Origin of the sequence: Pedobacter sp. MR2016-24, from assembly GCF_026239655.1 — a bacterium.
GTDB lineage: Bacteria > Bacteroidota > Bacteroidia > Sphingobacteriales > Sphingobacteriaceae > Pedobacter.
Map to the genome: position 1 here is coordinate 231,055 of NZ_JAPIVO010000001.1, position 22,709 is coordinate 253,763.

The window sequence follows — 22,709 nt, forward strand, 5'->3', positions numbered from 1 at the left end:
GCTTTTCGTAAATCAATTAATATATTAGCAGGATGTCATCGCATCATATAGTAAAAGAAAAACAAGAGCCTGCCTTATATATCCACGATCTGGGCACGTTCGACGAAGAATATTTAGGTCAGCTGCTGGAATGGAGTCCAACGATAATTGTTAATGGCGCTATTTATGAAAAAGTAATCAGCATGGGGCTAAAAGTAGATGTTGTATTGAACGCTGTGGAAGGTTTAACTTTTCAGGAGAATACAAAATCTATTATGGGTCCGGGTGATGAGTATAATACGGTATTAAACTATTTGATCTCTGAAAAGTATCCGGCAGTAAACATTATAGATAGTGATAAGTCGGTGGCCGACCTGGCATTTTACCTGACCAGGATCAACATTGTTGTCTTCACGCCGCTGTATAAATCATATGCCATCAAAACGGGATTCAGTGTCTGGAAACCTGCCGGAAGCGTATTTTATATTGATGTAGTCTCCTATTTCGAAGCCACCAACCTGTTGCAAACAGAAGAACGTGAATTTGTAGTGGTGGAAGATGGCTTTGTGGAATTTACTTTCCTTACAGAATTTGTGTTTTTGTCCGAAAAATTATGATTAGCCTCAGAAAAGCAAAAGAAGAAGATTTGTTAATAATCCAGAAGATAGGAACTACGACTTATGGGCCGACCTATGGTCACCTGCTGGGTCAGGAACAGGTAGATTATATGTTGAACAAGTTTTACAGTAAGGCGGCTTTATTAGAGCAACTGATTAGTGGTCATACCTTTTTGATTGCACAGGAAGGGAGTAAAGACCTGGCTTTTGTGTCTTACTCTATAGTAGATCATGAACGGTTTGTATTTAAATTACATAAGCTGTATGTCTTACCAGAAGCACATGGGAAAGGCATTGGCAAATTTTTGATCAATGAAGTAGTCAATAAAGTAAGGGAGGCCGGCGGACTCTGGCTGGAGCTGAATGTAAACCGTTACAATAAGGCGAAAGATTTCTATGAAAGGGCTGGTTTTAAAATAAAAGAAACCGTCGACATAGAAATTGGCAACGGTTTCTTTATGAATGATTATGTAATGGAGCTAGCTGTTAGTTAGGCAGCTGGCAAATGTCTAATTGCTTAATTTAGGAATTCTTGTAGGTGTATCTGTGCCTTTTACAATTGTTATTGCACTTTTGGCAATCGCTTTGATCGTAGATAATATATTATCGGTATCGAGCGAACTATACTCATCTTTCACCGTATGGTATAAGGGATCAATGTCAATCTTATCCGTACTGATTGTATGTGCGGGAACGCCTAATGCTGCCAATGTAGCATTGTCACTTCTGTAAAACAGATTTTGCTGTGTGTAAGGATCAGGATGAAATGTAAAAGCGGTTCCTTTCAGGTTTTTCTGCAGGATTGTTCCGAAGTCTGATTTTTCAAAGCCGGTAATAAAGGCAGTATTCTTTCCGAATTTGCTGTCCTTCCCTATCATTTCGATGTTAAACATGGCTACAACATCATCCGGGTTAAGTTGCTGAGAGAAATATTTTGCGCCAAACCCACCGATTTCTTCTGCTGTAAAGGCAACAAAAATCAGGGTGCGTTCATTGTTGTTGAGTTTCTTATAATATTTAGCTAAAGCAATCATTGCTGTGGTACCTGAAGCATCATCATCTGCACCGTTTGCGATGCTATCCTGCCCTACTGCTTTCAGGATTCCCAGGTGGTCATAGTGACCAGAAAATACCACGAGCTCTTTAGTTTTGGATTTTCCTGGTATTACTCCTGCGACATTAAACAGCGGCATTTTTTTTAATGTGTTTGTTAGGGAAACTTTAAATTCTTTTACATCGGTATCAGCAGACAGTACCATAACTAATGCTGATGGAGTGGCTTGCTGAATATCTTTTTCGTCCAGTACGGCACCATTTGAAAGATAGTCTCTCAGCTGACTGAAATCAGCTTTAAATTTACGATCTACCAGAACCAACTGACGTTTCTTACTTCTTGCCAGGGTGCGGTACTGATCTCTGAAAGTTTTTGATGGATCTAATTTAATCCATCCATCACTACTGGTCTGATCGAAAGTCAGGCTTTCTGAACTATTACCAATAACCAGTACATCTTCACTGTTCAGGGCTTTGGTATTCAGAGTTACTCTTGCAGACACAGGGCTAAGCTGATACTTGTAAAATGTCTGTCTGAAGTTAGTTGCTCCATTTAATGGCTTTAGCCCGATTTTTTTAAACTCGGATGCTATAAAGGTAGCTGCCTTATCAATACCCGGACTAAAGGTGGCTCTTCCCTGCATATCATCACTACTCAGCGTTTTTATCAAATGATCAACATAATCTTTAGTGATTATTTTATCAATGTCTTGTGCATCGGCAGTCCGGACCACAAAAATTAAGAGAAAGGCGTAAAGGAAATATTTCATCATTATTTAGTTTTTATTTAGGTTAATCTTCTTCTCTGTCGAAAGAATCCGGATGAAGATAAGAAGGGTCATTCAGTTTTCGCTTCTTTTTTTCTATTGTTGTGGAAACCCTGGTATCATGCACACCATCCACAACTTCAATATCAAAGTCCTTATCCTTTACTGAAGTATGTACCTGACTATCTTCCTGATTCTCTACAGACCTGTCGTAAGGTCCCCTTGAGCTCATCATTTTTACAAATACGGGTAAACATTCAAAGAAAATAAATAACAGACCTATGAAGGTAACCGCCATAGCGGTGGTTGTATCTTTTGTGCCGTCTTTGTTAAAACTGAGTTGTCCTAATGCCCAGTTACGGTCGGCGAAACCCGCTATATTGGCCAGGCTATCCAACTCGTTACCGGTATACAGTTTTTCTGATAATAGGCCGTCAAACTGTTTCCTGCCATCAACAAATGATTCCAGTTTGTTAATACTTGAGTTCAGGGAGTCGAGGTTACGCTCCCGCTGCCTCAGCTCTTCTTCCTTTCTTTTTGCATAAGGACCGTATCCCATCACGCCAGATGTTTCATTCGTTTTGGTACCGAATACTTCAAAATTTAACTTCTGGCGATCAGCTTTTATTCCGCTGTCCAGGGAGTCTCGCTGGGCTTTAACTTCATTCAGTTTATTAATTTCGATGGTATATTTATTATTAAAAGCTTTGTTCAGGGTATCTATTTTTGACCGTTGGTTATTCAGGTAGCTGACTTTTAGCCTTTCCTTAATCTCTTTGTCGAAGATTTTCAATTCGAGCGGGCGGGAGATTACCATTCCGATCATAATCGCCAGTAAGATACGCGGAGTAGCCTGTGCAATCTGCTTCCAGGAGGAAGAGTTCTTGTTAATACTGGATACGATATACCTGTCCATATTAAAAATGGCAAGTCCCCATAGCAGACCAAAAAATATAGCAAAGAGTACTGCGGCGGTATCTCCTTTAAAGACGAAATACATGGCATAACCACCTGATAGCGCTGCGAATAAACCAGTGAAGAATATGGTGGCACCTATACCAACATACTTATTATGTTCGGTGGGGTGTTTTTCTAAGGTAGGCTGATGTACGCCAGAGCAGAACCAGAAGAAACGTGACAGAGCATCCATAGGTGTCAATTTAATAATTTGTTATTTAAACGCCCGGCTACCCCAGTTGTTACAGTACTGAGGCTGAAATTACAAATTTTGACCTCGCCTTGGCATATATATCAATACATAAACTTTATATTTGATTATTAACATTAAAAAAACAAAGAGATGAAAGAAATTAGTGTTCAGGAACTGAAACAGAAAATAGATAATCAGGAAGATTTCCAATTGGTAGATGTGAGAGAGACTTTCGAATATGATACTTCTAACCTGAACGGAGAGAATATTCCTTTGGGTGGATTACTGATTGAAGTCGATAAAATCGCAACTGACAAACCGGTTATTATGCAATGCAGAAGCGGAAAACGTAGTGCTGCTGCGGTGATGCAGCTGGAGCAAATGCATGGTTTCACCAATCTGTATAACTTAAAAGGTGGTATTCTTGCATGGCAGGAAGCTTTTGATCCTAACATGCCTGTCTACTAAGATGAAAAAAAGGATCATTTTAAATACATTTTATACGCTGGGGATTGTGATTTCTGTGGTCGGTTTAAAATGGGCGTGGCAAAATGCCAATTATCCGGTGATGGCTTTACTTGTCGCAACTGCCTTATTCTTTTTGTATTTAAAGATCAATATCGTAAAGGAAGTGAAATCAGATCTGAAAGAGAAAGAAGCCCAGGTCAATGCAATGCCTAAAAAGGAAATAGATTAACCGGAAGACCTCTCAGACCTAATCCTGGGAGGTCTTCCAGTATATATTTCCCCTGTACTAATGCTGGCCTGGCAAAAGGATTGTTTGTAGTGAGATAAGGGCCGTCAAGGTCTGCCCAGTCGCACAAAGGCGCAAGTGTAATACCTGCCTGCGTAGCTACGGAGGTTTCACTCATACAACCAATCAGTACTCTCATCCCATATGACCGTGCTTTTAAAATCATCTGATGTGCTTCGTACATCCCTCCGCTTTTCATCAGTTTGATATTAATACCGTGATAAGCACCTCTGATATTGTCGATGTCTCCAAGTCTTTGTACGGCTTCATCTGCAATCACCGGAATGGGACTACGGCCCGTTAGCCAGGCATTACCTTCTTTATCTAATTTATTCATGGGCTGTTCTATAAATACCGCCCCCTGATCATGCAGCCAGTAAATCATTTCTATGGCCTGTTTGCGATCTGTCCATCCCTGGTTGGCATCTATGTAGATCGGTACATTGCTTACACTCCGTATAGTTTCAATAATCTCTCTATCATTAGCTGAGCCGAGTTTTACTTTTATCACTTTAAAATCTTTCGCATCGGCCACTTTTTCTTTGATGATCTCCGGTTTATCAATTCCTATGGTATAAGAAGTTACGGGCATTTTTAGGGGATCGGCTCCGTAAATCTGATAACAGGGTTTTTGCTGGATTTTGCCGTTAATATCATTCAATGCAATATCTATTGCGGCTTTTATGGCAGGATGACCGGCCTCCAGACTATCAAGGTAAGTAACGATTGCTCCGAAATCAAAGGGATAGCTAAACCGGCTCCAGTCTACTTTGCTCAGAAACTGTTCTGCGGAGTTATAGCTTTCACCCAGGTAAGGTACCATTGAAGCCTCGCCGTATCCATCCGTATTTTCGTAAGTTAATTTCAGCAGTAAGAGTGGCGTGCTCGTTCTGGAAAACCCTGAAATGCTAAAAGGATGTTTGAGTTCCAGGTTAAATGCGGTATGGGATGCTTGCATGGCTAAACAGCTTTGGTAATATCAAAGTTAAAAAAAGGAGTGGGCCACCGAATGTAAAAATAATATCCATAATATTGCGCATTATGATCAGCTCGATATATCAACCCTTTAAAAACTTCGATTTCAAGTTCGAAAACTGTTTTCTCAGTGGAGATACTTTTAAAAGTCCGGTAGTGCAAAGCAATGTGCTGCCTGCGTGGCTGTTGGAAGTAGCTAATTTTAGCGGAAATGAGCAGATTAAATTGCTGGATGAAACTATCCGTTCTTACAATGAATTGAAAGTTCCTGTTAATGCAGAGGTACTTACACATTTTATCGATCCGCTGGAAGATAAAATTGCTGCCGCATTTGCTGAAGGATATGCCGGAGTTTCGAAACTGGAAGAAGTTGAGCTTTTCAAATGGGTTGGGAAATTTTTATACAGCCTGATTTATATAGAGATGAATGCTGCAGTTGGGTTACAGCAACTGAGTAGTGATGGCATTAATATGTCGCAAGGCCTGATGCATAAATTCGGGAATCTGCAAACGATGATTCAGAGTATCTACCTGAATGTGGAATTTGAAGATTTCACACCATGGTCTTTCGTGATCGTTCCATTAACCGAAAGCAGCACTGCATTTAGCTTCAGGGATGAAATCAATACACTCACTTTCTCACTTAAGCTGAAAGATTTTGGAATCATTGCCTGTTTGCAGGATAATGGAACAAATAAGCGGTATCACCAGGAAATACTGGATCAGATAGGTACATCGCCCGTAACTGAACAGCAATTCGAGGAACTTTGTGCCAGATTCTTTTATTCGGCTTACCTGTTTAATCGCCTGCCTGAATATACGGTGATGCCCGTTGAGGGGTCAATCTACATTGATGCTATGCCACTAAGAGGCACAACCAATAAACCGTTGTTTGATGTCTGGCAGCATAAGATCTACGCGCAGGTTTTAGAAAATTTCTGGAAGCCCTGGGGGAACCTGCTGATGGAGATCAGAAAGGATCCTGCGGCTCCAACGAGTTACTTCAATCCACCTTCTTTACCTGCTGCGGGTTAAGCTCCAAAACGTGCGGTGATTGCCTGGATAAAGTGAGGTACAATACCCGGTACCAGCAATATGGTGACGATAATACCTGTAATAGCGCCGAACAAATGGGCATCATGGTTAATATTATCCCTTGAGCTTTTTGACATGTAGTAGCTATATACCAGGTACAACACGCCAAACAGCGCTGCCCAGATCGGAATAGGTAAAGGGAAAATCATCAGAGTGGTCAAAGGATAAAAAAGGATATAGCTGAAAAGCACCGCAGATATTGCTCCGGAAGCACCAAGGCTATGGTAAAACATATCATTCTTGTGCTTAATTACAGAGGGAATATCGCTCAGGATCAGTCCGATAAAATAGACCAGGGCAAAGCGCCAGCTACCTATTGTAGCTTCCAGCTGGAAAGCAAAAAAGAAAAAAGTAAACATATTGAATGCAAGGTGCATCCAGCTGCCATGAATCAATCCGCTGGTCAGCAAAGTATATATATTCGATTTGCGGTATACGCTGTAAGGATGAAGCATGAACTTTGCCATGAGTGATTCATCATTAAAAGCGTAAATACTGGTAACGAGCGTAAAAATAAATATTATGGAGGCAACGGGCGTATTTTGAAGATATTCTATCATGTTTTTTCAGATCTGTAAGTATGGTCTTGCAATTTAGCAAATGGATGGCGTAAACATGGGATTAATATCTCCTGAATGTTTTCCGCGATAGGCCCATTCCTCCGAACTGGTATTTAAGCCCGACAGATAAAAAGGTGTATATGTCTGTTTTTCCTCCGCGGAAGGTTACCCGTGAATCGTCATATCCATCCAGGTTTTCACCGAGTGTAATGTTTCCCTGGTAATTGAAATTCAGTACATATCTGTAAAATCCTTCCCTGTCCGCGAAGTAAAAGTTGATACCGAGGTTCAGTGGAAAATTGATGTCTTTGGTTTTATTTAAGCCTACATAAACAGAGTCTGTATTGATGATATCCCGGGTGATAAATTCTGTGCTGTTCTGAATAAGACCCATGCCTGCGCCGATATATAGGCCTCTGAGGTTGTTTGAAAGACTGTTATAGTTATTATCTATAATTTGGCCCAAAGATATTTTTCCATTTAAAGAGAAGGATGTATAGGAATTAACAAACTGACGTTGCTGCGGATCTGTAGTGTAATCACCGCCATTAATTTCACCCTTTTGCAGTTCCAGCCCTAAACTCAGGAAAGGAGTGAACAAGTAATCCAGTGCGCCATATCCTCCCAGACCAAAGTCGCGCTGAGGCACTTCGGTGAGCGGTCTGGTCAACCCCGCTCCGGCACCTGCAGATAGTCGATAGAAGTTAGACTGTGCAAATAGAGCGCTGGTCAGCATCAGCATAAAGGTGAAGGTAAGTGCCGCTTTCATTTGTTATATTGCTTGAGGATAATGGTGATCTTTATTTAACTTTACTTTTTTTAAAATTATGCTAAAATATAATAACACCAGTCATTCATTACAAAATAGATTTATTGAATACGTTCAGATAGATACGCAATCAGACCCTGAGTCGCCCACTGTACCTTCTACAGAAAAGCAAAAGAACCTGGGTAAGGTATTGGTAGCGCAATTGCTGGAGATAGGGATTATAGATGCGCATCTTGATGAATTTGGTTATGTGTATGCAACGATTCCTGCAAATACAGAGAAGGATGTTCCTGTGATCTGTTTCTGCTCACACATGGACACTTCGCCCGACTGTAGTGGTTTTGGTGTAAAACCGATTATTCATAAAAATTACCAGGGTCAGGATCTGATCCTTCCTGATGATCATACTATCGTTTTGAGGATGTCAGAACATCCCGATCTGAAAGCGCAAATTGGCAATGATATCATTACTGCCAGCGGAACGACATTACTTGGTGCCGATAATAAAGCCGGATTGGCAGAAATTATGGAGGCGGCTGCTTTTATGATGCAGCATCCGGAATTTAAACACGGTACTATAAAAATCTTGTTTACTCCGGATGAAGAGATTGGCAGAGGAGTAGATAAAGCAGACCTTAAAAAGCTGGGTGCGGATTTCGCTTATACCATAGATGGGGAAACCTGCGGATCTATAGAAGACGAAACTTTCTCTGCAGACGGAGCTGTGCTGATTATTCATGGGGTAAGTTCTCATCCCGGTTTTGCCAGGGGAAAGATGGAGAGCGCCATTAAAATTCTGAGTGATATTATCAGTGCTTTGCCTAAAGATAGATTAACACCAGAGGCTACAGCACAAAAGGAAGGGTTTTTACATCCGGTAACCATACAGGGCAATGTAGAGCTGGCAGAAGCACATTTTATTATTCGTGATTTTGACGATCTTTTGCTGGAAGCGCATGGTAAAACACTCGAGGCTATAGTGAAGCAGGTAATGCAAAATTATCCGAAGTCCACTTACGAGCTGAGGATAAAGGAACAATACCGGAATATGAAGAAAGTACTTGATCAGCATCCGCAGGTCCTGGAATATGGTGTTTTGGCAATAGAACGCGCCGGAATACTACCTAAAAGACAAAGCATCAGGGGTGGTACTGACGGATCGCGACTGTCATTAATGGGCTTGCCTTGTCCGAACGTTTTTGCCGGGGAACATGCTTTTCATGGAAAGCAGGAATGGGCTTCGGTTCAGGACATGGAAAAGGCCGTGGAAACGATTATAAATATTGCGGCGATCTGGGAAGAGAAAAGTAAATAGATTATTGTTCAGGATCAGTGAGCCTCATTTCTGCCAGGTACTGATCCTGACCATCATCAAATAACAGGTGGCATTCCCATCCATTTTCGCGGGCTATCTTTTTCAATAATTGCGGATCAATATAAACCCAGTTGAACCACTCTCCTTTTTCAGATTTATATTCGTACTGATATGCTACTTCACCATAATATTTATCGGCAGGCATCTCCGTATCTTCATATAGGTAAGTGATATCCGAACTATCGAATAACAATTGTCCGCCTTGGTTCAGTAATGATTTAGCATGATCAAGAAAGTTCTTGAATCCTTCGATTGTGCCTGTGAGCCCAATTCCGTTCATCAGAAATAAAAGGGTGTCAAATTTCTCTCCCTGGTAATTGAAGATGTCGCCTTCAAAGACATTTTTCAGTCCCCTGCTTCTCATAATATCAACTGCTGCAGCTGAAATGTCCAGCGCTGTAACATCAAAACCCCGCTCTTGTAAAATCAGCGCATGGCTGCCCGCGCCTCCTCCTACATCCAGGACTTTCCCTTCACATAAATCCATCGCTTCCAGCTCAATGTCGGGCATTTCTTCTTCCGTACGGAAAAAAATATCTACCGGCATCTCTTCTGGTTCATCATATGAATTATTCAGCCATAATGTATCTGTAGTGCCATTATTGAACTGATCTTGTAAAGCCTTTCCGAAAACATCCATAGGATAAAGGTATCAAATATATTTTTTAAGGAAGCAGCGGACTGTCCTTGTTGTCAGATTTTCCTGAGTATTCCAATCTTGTTTTAGGCAGACTGTCGGGGTAATTGTCTCTGATAAAAGCGATCATCTCTTCTCGCACAAAGCAGCGCAGGTCAAATGCCTGAGAGGAGTTTCTTGCGCTCATTAAAAACCGGACTTCTACAGTAGCTTCTTTATTGTCTGTGAGCTGCACTACGTTAACTCTCTGGTCCCAGAGTGGATGGTCTTTTAATAATCTGGTCAGCTCATCTCTTAACGGTGGAATGGGAATAGTATAATCCAGATAAAGAAATACTGTTCCTAATAATTGTGCAGAAACCCTTGTCCAGTTCTGAAAGGGTTTTTCTATAAAATAAGTAATCGGTAATACGAGACGTCTCTGGTCCCATATGTTCACTACTACGTAGGTAAGTGTAATTTCTTCTACACGACCCCATTCTCCTTCAACAATCAAGACATCATCTATCCGCATAGGTTGCGTAAAAGCAATCTGGAAGCCCGCCAGTAAATTCCCCAGTGATTTCTGCGCGGCAAAACCGATGATGATACCTCCTATACCTACACCAGTGAGTAGTCCTGTCCCTATTTTTCGCATACTCTCAAAGCTGAGCAGTACAATTGCAACAGTGACCAGTACAATCAGTGAAACCACAAACTTCCTGATAAACTGCAGTTGGGTTCTTATCTTTCTCTCTTTTAAATTATCTTCTTTATTGAGGTCATACTTATGATAAAAATGATCTTCCAATACCTTGATAATGCGAATGAGAATAAGTGCAAAGGTAATGGTGAGTGAAATTTCAATGATCCTGCCAACCTGAGCCCTGACCGTTTTGTCCATCACCATCATGACCATGGACATATTTAATAATAAAAGCGGGAGGAAAAGGCCGACCGGATGATCCAGATGTTTGATAATTGATCTGATCTGAAATGAAGCCCAGTAGCGGGAGACGAACTTAAATATTTTGCTACCTATAAATTTCAGGATCAATCCGAGAGCAATTGCGGCAACAGCAATGATAATGTTCTGAAAGAACTGAGGGATAGGATAACCAAAAAAATCGTCTATATACTCCATGCTGGTTCGGGATTACAATCAAATACCTGATGGTATTCTGGAATAGTTACATGCTTAAAGCCATGGCTTTTGATTCTTTGTGCAAAATTCTGCTGTACATCATACTCACCATGTACTAAAAATAATTGCTGCACCATTTTAGGGTCCTGGCAAGACAGGAACTGCAGCAGGTCTTCATAATCACCATGCGCACTCATTGACTTAATGGACCGTATCTGGGCAAAAACCTTATAATTCTCTCTGAACAGGTATACCGTTTTGTCACCCGCAAGTAGTCTGCCGCCAAGTGTATCCGGCGCACAATAACCTACCATGAGAATTGTATTTTTCTGGTTGCCTATCGCATTTCTGATATGATGTCTTACCCGTCCGCCTTCTGCCATTCCTGATGCCGAGATGATTACACAGGGTCTGCTATCGTCATTTAATGCCTTGGATTCTTTAACATCCTCAATGAATTTCAATCCTTTAAAAGCAAATGGATCCTCATCAATTTTCATCACTTCCTTAACACCATTATTGTATACTTCAGGGTGATTTTTCAATACTTGTGTAGCCTGGATAGAAAGCGGGCTATCCACATAAAATGGTATGTCTGGTAATTTATTTTTGAGTTCCAGTCCGTTTAGAGCATATAACAGCTCCTGCGTTCTGCCTACACTAAAAGCGGGTATAATTACCTTACCTTTTTTGACTATACAGGTCTGGTGAATAATTTCCAGCAGCATGTTTTCTATAGGCTCTAAGTCTTTGTGTAAAGAATCTCCATAGGTAGATTCCATAATGATATAGTCTGCCTGTGGGAAAGTTTGGGGACTCTTTAAGAGCAGATCGCCATATCTGCCTACATCACCACTAAAGGTGAGTCGCTGAGTTTTATCACCCTCTTTTATTTCCAGGTGCACCGCCGCGCTGCCAACAATATGACCAGCGTCTGTAAATAATAATTTTATTTCGGGACTGATTTCGAATTCCTTGTTGTAATCTATTACTTTAAACTGACTCAATGTTTTTACAACATCATCTTCAGTATACAAGGGTTCTTCAATCTCCTCATTGTGCCTGCTTTTTTTATTTGCATATTCCGCATCCTGTTCCTGAATTTTCGCAGAGTCCATTAAAAGTATTCTTGCCAGGTCCATTGTTGCCGGAGTACTGAAAATAGTTCCCGTGAAACCTTCTGCAACTAACCGTGGCAATAAACCGCAATGGTCAATATGCGCATGGGAAAGAATCATATAGGTGACAGCTGCAGGCTCGAATCCGAAATAGCTATTTAGTTTTTCAGTGGCTTCACCCATGCCCTGGAACATGCCGCAGTCTAATAATATTTGTGTGTTGTTTTGTAATGTAATCAGGTGTTTGCTGCCTGTTACCGCACGTGCTGCGCCATGAAAAGCAATTTTCATTTTAAATAGATACGATTATTAGTTAATGAAGCATGCCTGGAATCAATAGTATTGATTAGAATGATCAGCAGGATTCAGGATGTATTGTTGTTTTAATCAGGCAATATTATAATAATGCCGGACTGGCCGGCATTATATATAATTAAGATCTTACTTTTGAAATCTGGTCTTTAACAGAATCAGCTACATCAGCTAATTTGTCTTTCGAAGAGTCTAATAAATCGCAGAACCAGTCTGTTACTTTATCTTTTACGTCATCGCCTTTATCTGTAGATAAGATTAAAGCTACGGCAGCACCAAGGGCAGCTCCTGCCAATATACCTGCAACAATTTTAGTTTCCTTTGTCATAATATCTATCTTTTATTGAATAGATAACAATATGCAAATAAAATAGTTCTTAGTATTTGAATTTACGTAATTGCGTATGCCCGTTATTAAATTATAAAATGCTCAGAACCCTGTCCTATTTCAATCTTGTGCTTGCTGTTGTCTATTTCCTGGGATGGTTGCAAAATGGCAGTGGATGGATCATTGCAGGGTTACTCTTTACTGTTGTTTTTAACTGGCTGGTTCTCCGGAATATTGAGCAGGCGAGCTTTGGCTGGTCATTTCCACAATGGTTTACAGCTGTGTTAACCCTATTATTTGCTTTATTTACCGGGTATAGCGCCATTCTATTGTCGCTCAGTACAATTGAATACAGCAATTACCAGTGGGATACGCTGTTGCTGATCTTTTTAGGCTTTTTGTTTAGCTGTACACTCCTTAGCCACCTTTTTCTGAGTCGTCCTAAAATTTCCTGAAAAAAATGTGAATAACTATTTGACAATTAAACATATTAATCTATCTTTGCAGTCCCTAAATCTTAGGGATGATAAATAATTGTTTAACAAATTAAATACAAGCAAGTGAATACGTTAAGTTACAAAACTGTCTCTGCCAATGCTAAAACTGTTAACAAACAGTGGGTTGTTGTTGATGCACAAGGCGAGATTTTGGGGCGCTTGTCATCGAAGATCGCAATGATCATCCGTGGTAAAAACAAGCCTGAGTACACCCCACACGTAGACTGCGGCGATAATGTGATCGTTATCAATGCAGACAAGATTAAGTTGACCGGAAACAAATTCAGCGATAAGGTGTATACATCTTATACAGGATATCCAGGTGGTCAGCGTTTCATTTCTCCAAAAGAGTTAATGGCAAAACATCCTACACGTGTAATAGAGAAAGCAGTACGTGGTATGTTACCTAAAACAAAATTGGGTGCTAAATTGTACACCAACCTTTTTGTTTATGCAGGTTCTGAGCATCCGCATTCAGCACAATCACCAACAACCATTACACTTTAATTAAAGGAAGAAAGAAATGTCAGTTACTAATACTTCAGGAAGAAGAAAAACTGCTGTTGCGCGAATCTACATGAAAGAAGGCAACGGTACCATTACTGTAAACAGTAAAGATCACAAAGTATATTTCCCTACATTACCTTTGCAATACATTGTTAACCAAAGTTTTGAAGTTTCAGAACTGGTTGGACAATATGATGTAATGGTAAACGTAGCAGGAGGTGGTATTAAAGGCCAGGCAGAAGCTGTTCGTTTAGCGATCGCTAAAGCTATTGTCGAATTAGATGCTGAGAAAAAACCAGCATTACGTGCTAAAGGGTTAATGACCCGTGATATGCGTATGGTTGAGCGTAAGAAACCAGGTCGCAAGAAAGCACGTAAGAAGTTCCAATTCAGTAAACGTTAATCTCAAGGAGGACAAAGACAATGGCAAGAACAACATATCAAGACTTATTGGATGCAGGTGTACATTTTGGTCACCTTACCCGCAAATGGAATCCGAAAATGGCACCATATATTTTTATGGAACGCAATGGGATTCACATTATAGATTTAAACAAAACTTTAACTAAAACTGAAGAAGCTGCTTCAGCAATCAAACAGATTGTAAAATCAGGTCGTAAGATCTTATTTGTAGCGACTAAGAAACAAGCTAAAGAAATCGTTGCTGATCAAGCAAGAAAAGTAAACATGCCTTTCGTAACTGAGCGTTGGTTAGGTGGTATGTTAACTAACTTCCAGACTGTACGTAAGTCAATCAAAAAGATGTCTAACATCGACAAGATGACTAAAGACGGTACTTACTCTATTCTTTCTAAGAAAGAGCGTTTGATGATCCAACGTGAGCGTATCAAATTGGAAAGTTTATTAGGTGGTATTGCGGATTTAAACCGTTTACCAGCTGCTATCTTTTTAATTGACGTTAAAAAAGAGCATATCGCAGTTAGCGAAGCGTTGAAATTAAACATTCCAACTTTCGCAATGGTAGATACTAACTCTGATCCTTCGAACATCGATTTCCCTATCCCGGCGAATGATGATGCAACTAAATCTATCTCTTTAATTACTGATGTAATCATCAAAGCAATTGAAGAAGGTTTAGACGAGCGTAAACGTGAAAAAGATGATGAAGCTGAAAAAGAAGCTGTAGCTGCTAAAGCTGCTGCTGATGCTCCTGAAACTGCTGCACCTGGCGCAAGAAGAGCAAGAAAAGATAACGCTGAATCTGAAGAAGGTACAAGCGAAGCATAAATAATATATTATTGGGTTGTATGTTGAGCGTTGCGGGTGATTACTTACAACAAACAATATACAACCCATAATTTTTTTAGATAAAAACTTAAAAAAGAAAATAAGATGTCAGTACAAATTTCTGCAGCAGATGTAAACAAATTACGCCAACAAACCGGTGCCGGTATGATGGATTGCAAAAAAGCATTAATAGAGGCCAATGGCGATTTCGAAGCTGCGGTTGATTACTTACGTAAAAAAGGAGCTAAAGTTGCAGCCAGCCGTCAGGATCGTGATTCTAACGAAGGTGTTGTAATTGCAAAAGCTACAGCTGACGGAACACGTGGTGTTGTAGTTGAATTAAACTGCGAAACTGATTTCGTAGCAAAAAATGCTGATTTCATCGCTTTAGCAAATAAATTCACTGACTTAGCAGTAGAGAAAAATCCTGCTACTTTGGAAGAGTTATTAGCTTTAGAAGTTGATGGTCAGAAAGTTTCAGATATCATCGTTGAAAACACGGGTAAAATCGGAGAGAAAATCGGTATCTCTAAATTTGAAACAGTTTCAGGTGAAAAAGTTATTCCTTACATCCACAGTAACTACCGTTTAGGTGTTTTGGTTGCTTTGAACCAAGCTGTTGCTGGTGCTGATGAGGCAGGTAAAGATGTTGCAATGCAAATTGCTGCAATGAACCCTGTAGCTTTAGATAAAGCTGACGTAGATACACACACTATCGAACGTGAAATGGAAATTGCTAAAGAGCAAATCCGTGCAGAAGGTAAACCAGAAGAAATGGTTGAAAAAATTGCTGCTGGTAAACTGAACAAGTTCTACAAAGACAGTACTTTATTGAACCAGGAATTTGTTAAGGATTCTTCTAAAGATGTTCGTAAGTTCTTAGATGAAACTGCTAAGGGTTTAACTGTTACGGCATTTAAACGTGTTCAATTAGGATCATAGTTCCTTCATGATAAGTAAAAAGGTCCCTTATTTTAAGGGACTTTTTTTTTGCCCTATATTTAGCAAAATTCATGTGAGATGATTGCAATTACAAACTGTAAGTTTTTTAAAGATGAGCAGCTGATTACAGGTGCATCTGTACTGATTGCCGATGGAATAATCAGGGAAATTACAAAAGAAGAGATACCTGCGGGATATGACATCGTTGATGGAAAAGGAGCCTGGCTGAGTCCGGGTTTTACCGATCTGCAGATTTACGGCAGTGGTGGCGACTTGTTTTCTGCTTATCCAACTGTAGCCACTTTAGCACAGATGGATGATAACCTGATTAGTAAGGGAACTACAGGGTTTTTGGTTTGTCTCGCGACAAATACGCTTGCTGTTTTTAAAGCAGCTATCGCTGCTGCGAAAAGCTATCGTAAACAAGCAAAGGGATTTTTGGGACTTCACCTGGAGGGCCCCTATTTAAATCCTAAAAGATTAGGTGCACATCCGCTGGAATATGTGCATAAAGCAACGCTGGAAGAGGTCAGGGACTTACTCGATGAAGCAGATGGAGTCGTAAAAATGATGACACTCGCCTATGAATTGCAGGACGAAGAAGTGATCCGGTATTTGCGTGAGCAGGGAATAGTCCTTTCTCTCGGACACAGTGATGCAAATTTTGAACAAGCCAATCAGGCTTTTGCCAATGGATTTACTACGACCACGCATTTGTACAATGCAATGCCCTCGATTCACCACAGGAATCCAGGCTTACCTGTAGCGGTACTGAATCATCCTTCAGCTATGGCCAGTATTATTGCTGATGGTGCGCATGTTGACTTTGAAATCATTAAAATGACTTACAAATCTATGGCAGGACGGTTATTTCTGATTACGGATGCGGTGACTGCCTGTGATATTGGTCCTTATCAGCATCAGCTGGAGGGAAAAAAATATGTGACTCCCGAAGGTACAATTTCCGGATCTGCGATCACGATGCTTGCAGCCGTGAAAAATTGTGTTGATCATTGTGATATTCCGCTGTTTTCAGCCTTAAAGATGGCTTCTGCCTACCCTGCAAAGGTTTTAAACAGGCAGGATAAGTATGGGGAAATAGCTGCAGGAAAAGCGGCCAGCTTATTGTTATTGTCAGACGAACTAACCCTGCAAAAGGTTTTTATAGACGGAGTTGAACATTTGATCCGTAATAATTAAAACAAATAGTTATTTTTGGAGTCATGAAGTATAAAAGGATCCTACTCAAATTAAGCGGAGAATCGCTAATGGGCGAAAAGCAATATGGTATTGATAACGACCGTGTAAAACAATACGCTGAAGATATTAAAGCTGTTCATGCCCAGGGCCTCGAAATCGCTATTGTTATTGGTGGCGGTAATATTTTCAGAGGTTTAAGCGCAGAGAAATCTGGTATGGATCGTGCTCAGGCTGATTATATGGGAATGCTGGCTACAGTAATTAACAGTATGGCACTACAAGATGCACTGGAAAAAGTTGGTCTTAAAACAAGACTGCTTACCGCGATAAAAATGGAGCAGATCTGCGAACCTTTTATCCGCAGAAGAGCTGTACGTCACCTTGAAAAAGGTCGTGTGGTTATCTTTGGTGCCGGAACAGGAAATCCATACTTTACTACTGATTCTGCGGCAGCATTGCGTGCAATTGAGATTAAAGCGGATGTAGTATTGAAAGGCACACGTGTAGATGGTATTTATACGGCAGATCCGGAGAAAGATCCTACAGCTACGCGTTACGCTGAAATCTCTTTCAAAGAAGTTTATTCAAAAGGATTAAATGTGATGGATATGACCGCTTTCACGCTATGTGAAGAAAATGAGTTGCCAATCATCGTCTTTGATATGAACAAGACCGGAAATTTCATGAAAATCGCTCAGGGTGAAGAGATCGGTACCCTTGTTAAAGTCTAAATTAATACAATTATATTTCTGATAAATAGCATAAGTTATGAATGACCTCATAAAGAAACAATTACAAGATGCTCAGGCTACAATGGATAAGGCAATTGCCCATTGTGAGTCTGAATTGACTAAAATACGTGCCGGTAAAGCTTCAGCTGGCATGCTGGATGGCATTATGGTGGATTATTACGGTAGTGCAACTGGTTTAAGTCAGGTTGCCAGTATCAATACCCCTGATGCACGTACATTGCTTGTTCAGCCTTGGGAAAAAAATATGCTGGTTCCTATTGAGCGCGCCATTATGGAAGCCAATATCGGTATCAATCCTCAGAATGATGGTATTGTGATTCGTCTTGTTGTTCCACCTCTGACTGAAGAGCGTAGAAAAGACCTGGTTAAAAAGGTAAAGGAAGAAGCAGAACGCGGTCGTATTACTGTTCGTAATATCCGTAAGGACGCGAATGAGAAAATCAAAAAACTGAAAGGCGAAAGCGTTTCTGACGATGAAATCAAGACTGGTGAGGCTGAAGTTCAGAAAATGACGGATCTATATATTGTTAAGGTGGATAAACATGCTGAAGCAAAAGAAAAAGATGTAATGACCGTTTAATTCTAAATATAATATTACGGTAATTAAAAGGGAATATGGCTTTTGCTATATTCCCTTTGTTTATTTTTGCCCTCTATTTTTTTATAAATGAATCTATTAATACAATATCTCAAAAACTATAAAATGGTTGTTGCTGCAGCTTTATTGCTGGCAGCTATAAACATTGGCTTTTCTTTACTTGATCCCTATATCACCGGTCGTATTGTGGATCGTTTTATTGAGAAAAAGGATGTGCTGACGCGTGATGCATTCGTATGGGGGGTACTGGGATTGATCGGTCTGGGCGTAGGCGCAGCGATGGTATCCAGGATCGCCAAAAACTTTCAGGATTACTTTACGAGTGTAGTGATACAGAAAGTAGGTGCACAGATGTATGCTGACGGACTAAAACATTCTTTGGAACTCCCTTATCAGGTTTTTGAAGATCAGCGCAGCGGCGAGACACTGGGTATCCTGCAAAAGGTAAGAGTGGACAGTGAAAAGTTCATCACCTCTTTTATCAGTGTATTGTTTGTCAGTCTGATCGGGATGGTATTTGTAATTGTTTATTCTGTTACAGTGAGCTACAAAGTTACCCTCATCTATTTTCTGGCCATCCCTATTATCAGTTATGTAAGCTGGTTCTTAAGCAGAAAGATAAAGACTATACAGCGGACGATTGTTGCGGAGACTACTTCCCTGGCAGGGTCGACCACAGAATCTTTAAGAAACATAGAATTGGTAAAAAGTCTTGGACTGGCTAGTCAGGAAATTGAGCGTTTAAATAAAACCACTTACAAAATTCTTGGGCTGGAATTAAGAAAGGTAAAGTATGTAAGAAGTATGAGCTTTGTTCAGGGAACTACGGTTAACCTGGTACGTAGTATCATGGTCGTAGTGCTGCTGATCCTTATTTTTGAGAATACAATTTCTGCAGGGCAGTACTTTTCTTTTCTCTTCTACTCTTTCTTCCTTTTCGGGCCATTGCAGGAACTCGGTAATGTAATTTTATCGTGGCGTGAGGCAGAGGTCTCATTAGGTAATTTTAAAAAAATATTAAATACGCCGGTTGACAAAAAGCCTTCAAATCCTAAAGTGCTCAACAAAATTCAGTCGCTCGAATTCTCTGATTTAAGCTTCAGGCATCTTACCGGAAAGACCAATGCATTAAATGAAATTAGTTTCCAGGTAAAGGATGGAGAAACTATTGCCTTTGTCGGCCCTTCTGGATCTGGTAAAACTACGCTGGTAAAACTTTTAGTGGGACTTTATCAACCGGTTATCGGGGAAGTATTGTACAATAATATCTCCAGTAAGGAAATTGACCTCGATCTTTTAAGGGAGAAAATCGGATTTGTTACGCAGGATACGCAGTTATTTTCGGGTACGATCAGGGAAAACCTGCAATTTGTTCGTCCGGGTGCAACAGATGAAGAATGTTTACGCGTGATGGAGCAGGCCGCATGTCAGTCTCTTCTGGCGCGTGCAGACAAAGGCCTGGACACCGTAATTGGTGAAGGCGGTGTAAAAGTGTCTGGCGGAGAAAAACAGCGCTTATCAATTGCCCGTTCGTTATTACGCAAGCCGGATATTCTTGTCTTCGATGAGGCTACTTCGTCACTGGATTCACTTACTGAAGAAGAGATCACGGCTACTATCAGGGAAGTTTCTGATTTCACCAACCATATTACCATATTGATTGCTCACCGCTTGTCAACCATCCGACATGCGGATCGTATTTATGTGCTTGAAAAGGGACATATTATTGAACAGGGCAAACATGCAGATCTTCTTGCCGAAAAAGGATTGTATTATGCCATGTGGCGCCAGCAAGTAGGAGAGAGATAAAATCTCTGTCATTATTTATCAGAATATATCTAGACGTCCTTGTCGTTGATTTCCTGTAAACTTAAGCCGAGCAGACTCTTGGTTTTTGTGTAGGTAATACCGGCGACAAGGATAGTCATACAGCCGCCAAATACGACCGCTGGAACTGTTCTCATCAGTTTGGCGGTTAATCCTGATTCGAATGCACCTATCTCATTAGAGGAACCGATAAACATGCTGTTTACGGCGGAGACTCTTCCTCTCATAGTATCAGGAGTAAGCAGTTGCATGATGGTAGAACGGATCAATACACTTACACTGTCAAACGCACCTTCCAGGAATAAAAATACGAGGGTGAGATAAAAATTTTTAGATAATCCATAACAGATAATACTGGTTCCGAAACCTGCCACGGCAATCAGCAGATTTCTCCAGGGTTTGTTCATAGGAGAAATTCTTGTCATGGCCAGCATAGTTAAAACGGCACCACCAGATGCCGCAGCACGCATGAAGCCTAAGCCTTCCGAACCCACTTTTAAAATGTCGTTCGCAAATACAGGCAACAAGGCTACTGCACCTCCAAAAAATACGGAGAACAGATCCAAACTCATTGCTCCCAGCATCATTTTACTTTTAAATACAAACTGTACGCCTTCGGTGAGACTTTTTATAATGCTTTCTTTAGGGATATATGTAGGAGGATGTGGCTTGAAGAAGAAAATGCAAACCAGTGAGATAAAAATAAAAAGTAAAATCACACTATAGGTAACAGTGATCCCGTAAAAGCCATAAATCAGTCCGCCTGCAGCGGGACCTAAAATAGAAGCGGCCATATAAGATGAACTGTTCCAGGTACTGGAGTTCGGATACAATTCTTTTGGTATAATCTGAGCCATCAGAGAGAAGGTGGCCGGACTAAAAAAACCTCTTGCAATACCTATTCCGAATACCATGACATACATAATAGGTATGATATAACTAACAGGAACGTATGCATGCATCTGACTGGAGGTGGATATCAGCATTACCACTGAACAAAGAAATACCCCTATAAAGATTTTAAGCAACAGGCCTCTTTTCTCAGATTTATCTGCCACATAACCGCCATATAATGCGATTCCTATTGCCGGGATTGCTTCACAAAGCCCAACCAGACCCAAAGCGAGTGGATCCTTAGTTAAATGATAAATGTGAAAGCCGATAATTACGGCCTGCATCTGATAGGCAAACGTAAAAAAGAAACGCATACCAAGATAAGATCTGAACTCCCTGTAACGAAGGGCTGCATAAGGATCTTGTTTGTCTATTATTCCGGGGCTATCCAATGGGGGAAGGTTTTAAACAAATGTAAGCGATAAACCTGCATTTTTGAAATGTAAAATCAAATACTGCTCATAATTATTTTACTTATCTCCTCAGATTTATTGACTATCATGAAATGCCCGCCATCAGTGATTTTTACACAACTCTTTATTGGTCTGATGGAAAATATTTTATCTGATGTTCCATGAATATGTATTATATCTTCTGCTATATTAACATTCTTCCATGTCATTCTACAGTTAATAGCCCATACCATAAAGACATCATCTGTGTCTTGAATGATCTGATGCAGAAGTTTCGATTCTTTCGCTGAAGTAGTGCCAAAATAATAATCTGCTGTAATCAAGTTGCTCCATTTCAGAAACCTGACAGGAAATAATTTATGAATTCTGGTGAAGGCTACAACCTTTTTTATACCAGGTAAATCAAGAAATTGAAATACGCTTTCATCAGCTCCTAACCCACTTATAAAGTATATGGTCATATTTTAGGTTTTAGAGTGATAAACGGTGCGTTATCAAATTAGAATTAGTTCAGCTTATTATAGAAATCCTGATAAGCTTCTTTCATATTCTCTGCTTTATTGATCGCAGAAGAAGCAGCAATTCCAAAAATGCCGGTTTCCATCAAAGCATCTACATCATCTAGAGTTACGCCTCCAACAGCCAGGAAAGGTAAATTAATCTCTTTTTCTTTCAAAATTGAAGCGATCTTTCTGTAACCTTCTAATCCTAACAGTGGTGAATTATTAGGTTTAGTTGTCGTTAGACTGAATGGTCCGCAACCTGCATAATCTGCACCTTCAGCGGCAAGTCTGATTAATCCCTCTACTGTATTCGAAGAGCCCCCAATAGTAATATCTTCACCTAATTGTTCCCGCAGTGCTACAAAATCCGCATCCATATCTTCAATATGAAAGCCCTGTATATCTGCCTTTCTATTCAGGTGAATATGATTGGTAACGATTAGTGTTGCCCCCCAGTCGTCGCAAATCTCTGCTATGGCATTAATATCTTGTAACAGTGCTTCATCATCTTTAGTCAGGCACCTGTATTGAATCCATTTAGCTCCTGCCTCACAAGCAATCTGTGTCTGTTCTATATGCGTTAATGTATCTATGTCGTGTGTAATAAACTGGAGTGTTTCAATAAACTTCTTCATTGGATGAATTCTTTTTGTGTAAAGTTAAGGTGTTATAATTGGAAACAGGCTATTAAAAGAAAATCGCCGGGTGTATGGCCG

27 protein-coding genes are annotated in these 22,709 nt (G+C 40.3%); 15 read left to right on the forward strand and 12 right to left on the reverse strand.

The window, feature by feature from the left end; genetic code table 11:
• The first annotated feature begins 32 nt into the window (after positions 1 to 32).
• The gene (locus tag OQX62_RS01025; protein ID WP_265829426.1) at positions 33 to 596 is read left to right on the forward strand and encodes a thiamine pyrophosphokinase; all 564 of its coding nucleotides are present in this window, start codon (positions 33 to 35) and stop codon (positions 594 to 596) included.
• Positions 593 to 1,090 (forward strand): GNAT family N-acetyltransferase, encoded by a 498-nt coding sequence (locus tag OQX62_RS01030; protein WP_265829427.1) that lies wholly within the window; start codon positions 593 to 595, stop codon positions 1,088 to 1,090. The genes OQX62_RS01025 and OQX62_RS01030 overlap by 4 nt, the downstream gene beginning before the upstream one ends.
• A 15-nt stretch (positions 1,091 to 1,105) precedes the next feature.
• Here the strand turns inward: OQX62_RS01030 and OQX62_RS01035 are convergent, their stop codons facing one another.
• Both OQX62_RS01035 and OQX62_RS01040 read right to left on the reverse strand, forming a co-directional pair.
• The gene (locus OQX62_RS01035; protein ID WP_322973661.1) at positions 1,106 to 2,422 is read right to left on the reverse strand and encodes a M20/M25/M40 family metallo-hydrolase; all 1,317 of its coding nucleotides are present in this window, start codon (positions 2,420 to 2,422) and stop codon (positions 1,106 to 1,108) included.
• A gap of 19 nt (positions 2,423 to 2,441) precedes the next feature.
• Entirely contained in the window at positions 2,442 to 3,566 is a 1,125-nt protein-coding gene (locus tag OQX62_RS01040) for a DUF4407 domain-containing protein (RefSeq protein ID WP_265829428.1), read from the reverse strand.
• A 150-nt stretch (positions 3,567 to 3,716) separates the two neighbouring features.
• Between OQX62_RS01040 and OQX62_RS01045 the strand changes: the two genes are divergently transcribed.
• Together OQX62_RS01045 and OQX62_RS01050 are read left to right on the forward strand one after the other, a co-directional pair.
• Positions 3,717 to 4,034, forward strand: coding sequence for a rhodanese-like domain-containing protein (locus OQX62_RS01045; protein WP_265829429.1), 318 nt, complete (start codon positions 3,717 to 3,719; stop codon positions 4,032 to 4,034).
• 1 nt (position 4,035) lies between these two features.
• Positions 4,036 to 4,263 (forward strand): DUF6358 family protein, encoded by a 228-nt coding sequence (locus tag OQX62_RS01050; RefSeq protein ID WP_265829430.1) that lies wholly within the window; start codon positions 4,036 to 4,038, stop codon positions 4,261 to 4,263.
• Here the strand turns inward: OQX62_RS01050 and OQX62_RS01055 are convergent.
• Positions 4,244 to 5,278, reverse strand: a complete 1,035-nt coding sequence (locus OQX62_RS01055) for a dipeptide epimerase (protein ID WP_265829431.1) — start codon at positions 5,276 to 5,278, stop codon at positions 4,244 to 4,246. The two genes, OQX62_RS01050 and OQX62_RS01055, sit on opposite strands and share 20 nt — an antisense overlap.
• A gap of 83 nt (positions 5,279 to 5,361) precedes the next feature.
• Between OQX62_RS01055 and OQX62_RS01060 the strand changes: the two genes are divergently transcribed.
• Positions 5,362 to 6,330, forward strand: a complete 969-nt coding sequence (locus OQX62_RS01060; protein WP_265829432.1) for a hypothetical protein — start codon at positions 5,362 to 5,364, stop codon at positions 6,328 to 6,330.
• On the opposite strand, the gene OQX62_RS01065 is transcribed toward OQX62_RS01060, so the two are convergent.
• Both OQX62_RS01065 and OQX62_RS01070 read right to left on the reverse strand, forming a co-directional pair.
• Positions 6,327 to 6,950, reverse strand: coding sequence for a rhomboid family intramembrane serine protease (locus tag OQX62_RS01065; protein WP_265829434.1), 624 nt, complete (start codon positions 6,948 to 6,950; stop codon positions 6,327 to 6,329). The two genes, OQX62_RS01060 and OQX62_RS01065, sit on opposite strands and share 4 nt — an antisense overlap.
• Before the next feature lie 61 nt (positions 6,951 to 7,011).
• Positions 7,012 to 7,719, reverse strand: coding sequence for a hypothetical protein (locus tag OQX62_RS01070; protein ID WP_265829435.1), 708 nt, complete (start codon positions 7,717 to 7,719; stop codon positions 7,012 to 7,014).
• 58 nt (positions 7,720 to 7,777) lie between these two features.
• Here OQX62_RS01070 and pepT point away from each other — a divergent pair, with 58 nt between their 5' ends.
• Positions 7,778 to 9,034, forward strand: coding sequence for a peptidase T (gene pepT, locus OQX62_RS01075; RefSeq protein WP_265829436.1), 1,257 nt, complete (start codon positions 7,778 to 7,780; stop codon positions 9,032 to 9,034).
• Between the two features lies 1 nt (position 9,035).
• On the opposite strand, the gene OQX62_RS01080 is transcribed toward pepT, so the two are convergent.
• From OQX62_RS01080 to OQX62_RS01095, 4 genes are all read right to left on the reverse strand, one after another.
• The gene (locus tag OQX62_RS01080) at positions 9,036 to 9,734 is read right to left on the reverse strand and encodes a class I SAM-dependent methyltransferase (RefSeq protein ID WP_265829438.1); all 699 of its coding nucleotides are present in this window, start codon (positions 9,732 to 9,734) and stop codon (positions 9,036 to 9,038) included.
• Between the two features lie 25 nt (positions 9,735 to 9,759).
• Positions 9,760 to 10,854, reverse strand: a complete 1,095-nt coding sequence (locus tag OQX62_RS01085; protein WP_265829439.1) for a mechanosensitive ion channel family protein — start codon at positions 10,852 to 10,854, stop codon at positions 9,760 to 9,762.
• Entirely contained in the window at positions 10,842 to 12,263 is a 1,422-nt protein-coding gene (locus OQX62_RS01090; RefSeq protein ID WP_265829440.1) for an MBL fold metallo-hydrolase RNA specificity domain-containing protein, read from the reverse strand. The genes OQX62_RS01085 and OQX62_RS01090 overlap by 13 nt, the downstream gene beginning before the upstream one ends.
• A 142-nt stretch (positions 12,264 to 12,405) precedes the next feature.
• On the reverse strand, positions 12,406 to 12,612 hold the full coding sequence (locus OQX62_RS01095; protein ID WP_265829442.1) for a YtxH domain-containing protein: 207 nt from the start codon (positions 12,610 to 12,612) through the stop codon (positions 12,406 to 12,408).
• 98 nt (positions 12,613 to 12,710) lie between these two features.
• Between OQX62_RS01095 and OQX62_RS01100 the strand changes: the two genes are divergently transcribed.
• The 9 genes from OQX62_RS01100 (at position 12,711) to OQX62_RS01140 (ending at position 20,165) form a co-directional block, all read left to right on the forward strand.
• The gene (locus OQX62_RS01100; RefSeq protein ID WP_265829443.1) at positions 12,711 to 13,067 is read left to right on the forward strand and encodes a hypothetical protein; all 357 of its coding nucleotides are present in this window, start codon (positions 12,711 to 12,713) and stop codon (positions 13,065 to 13,067) included.
• A 105-nt stretch (positions 13,068 to 13,172) separates the two neighbouring features.
• Positions 13,173 to 13,616 carry a 50S ribosomal protein L13 gene (gene rplM, locus OQX62_RS01105; protein WP_265829445.1) on the forward strand — a complete coding sequence of 148 codons (444 nt, stop codon included), beginning with the start codon at positions 13,173 to 13,175 and terminating at the stop codon, positions 13,614 to 13,616.
• Positions 13,617 to 13,632: 16 nt separating this feature from the next.
• Positions 13,633 to 14,019 carry a 30S ribosomal protein S9 gene (gene rpsI / locus OQX62_RS01110; RefSeq protein WP_184624409.1) on the forward strand — a complete coding sequence of 129 codons (387 nt, stop codon included), beginning with the start codon at positions 13,633 to 13,635 and terminating at the stop codon, positions 14,017 to 14,019.
• A gap of 20 nt (positions 14,020 to 14,039) precedes the next feature.
• Positions 14,040 to 14,864: a 30S ribosomal protein S2 gene (gene rpsB / locus OQX62_RS01115; RefSeq protein ID WP_265829447.1), complete on the forward strand. Its 825-nt coding sequence runs from the start codon at positions 14,040 to 14,042 to the stop codon at positions 14,862 to 14,864.
• A gap of 105 nt (positions 14,865 to 14,969) precedes the next feature.
• Positions 14,970 to 15,806, forward strand: coding sequence for a translation elongation factor Ts (gene tsf, locus OQX62_RS01120; RefSeq protein ID WP_265829448.1), 837 nt, complete (start codon positions 14,970 to 14,972; stop codon positions 15,804 to 15,806).
• Between the two features lie 78 nt (positions 15,807 to 15,884).
• Complete coding sequence (gene nagA, locus OQX62_RS01125) at positions 15,885 to 17,006, forward strand: N-acetylglucosamine-6-phosphate deacetylase (RefSeq protein ID WP_265829449.1); 1,122 nt, start codon at positions 15,885 to 15,887, stop codon at positions 17,004 to 17,006.
• 23 nt (positions 17,007 to 17,029) lie between these two features.
• Entirely contained in the window at positions 17,030 to 17,737 is a 708-nt protein-coding gene (pyrH, locus tag OQX62_RS01130; RefSeq protein WP_265829451.1) for a UMP kinase, read from the forward strand.
• 37 nt (positions 17,738 to 17,774) lie between these two features.
• Entirely contained in the window at positions 17,775 to 18,338 is a 564-nt protein-coding gene (frr, locus tag OQX62_RS01135; protein WP_265829452.1) for a ribosome recycling factor, read from the forward strand.
• Positions 18,339 to 18,425: 87 nt separating this feature from the next.
• Entirely contained in the window at positions 18,426 to 20,165 is a 1,740-nt protein-coding gene (locus OQX62_RS01140) for an ABC transporter ATP-binding protein (RefSeq protein WP_265829454.1), read from the forward strand.
• A 29-nt stretch (positions 20,166 to 20,194) separates the two neighbouring features.
• Here OQX62_RS01140 and OQX62_RS01145 read toward each other — a convergent pair whose 3' ends face one another.
• Genes OQX62_RS01145 through OQX62_RS01155 form a run of 3 tightly spaced genes read right to left on the reverse strand, consistent with a single transcriptional unit; the run spans position 20,195 to position 22,628 of the window.
• Positions 20,195 to 21,469, reverse strand: coding sequence for an MFS transporter (locus OQX62_RS01145; protein WP_265829455.1), 1,275 nt, complete (start codon positions 21,467 to 21,469; stop codon positions 20,195 to 20,197).
• Between the two features lie 56 nt (positions 21,470 to 21,525).
• Positions 21,526 to 21,951, reverse strand: coding sequence for a hypothetical protein (locus OQX62_RS01150; protein WP_265829456.1), 426 nt, complete (start codon positions 21,949 to 21,951; stop codon positions 21,526 to 21,528).
• A 44-nt stretch (positions 21,952 to 21,995) separates the two neighbouring features.
• Positions 21,996 to 22,628, reverse strand: coding sequence for a thiamine phosphate synthase (locus OQX62_RS01155; protein WP_265829458.1), 633 nt, complete (start codon positions 22,626 to 22,628; stop codon positions 21,996 to 21,998).
• Between the last annotated feature and the right edge of the window lie 81 nt (positions 22,629 to 22,709).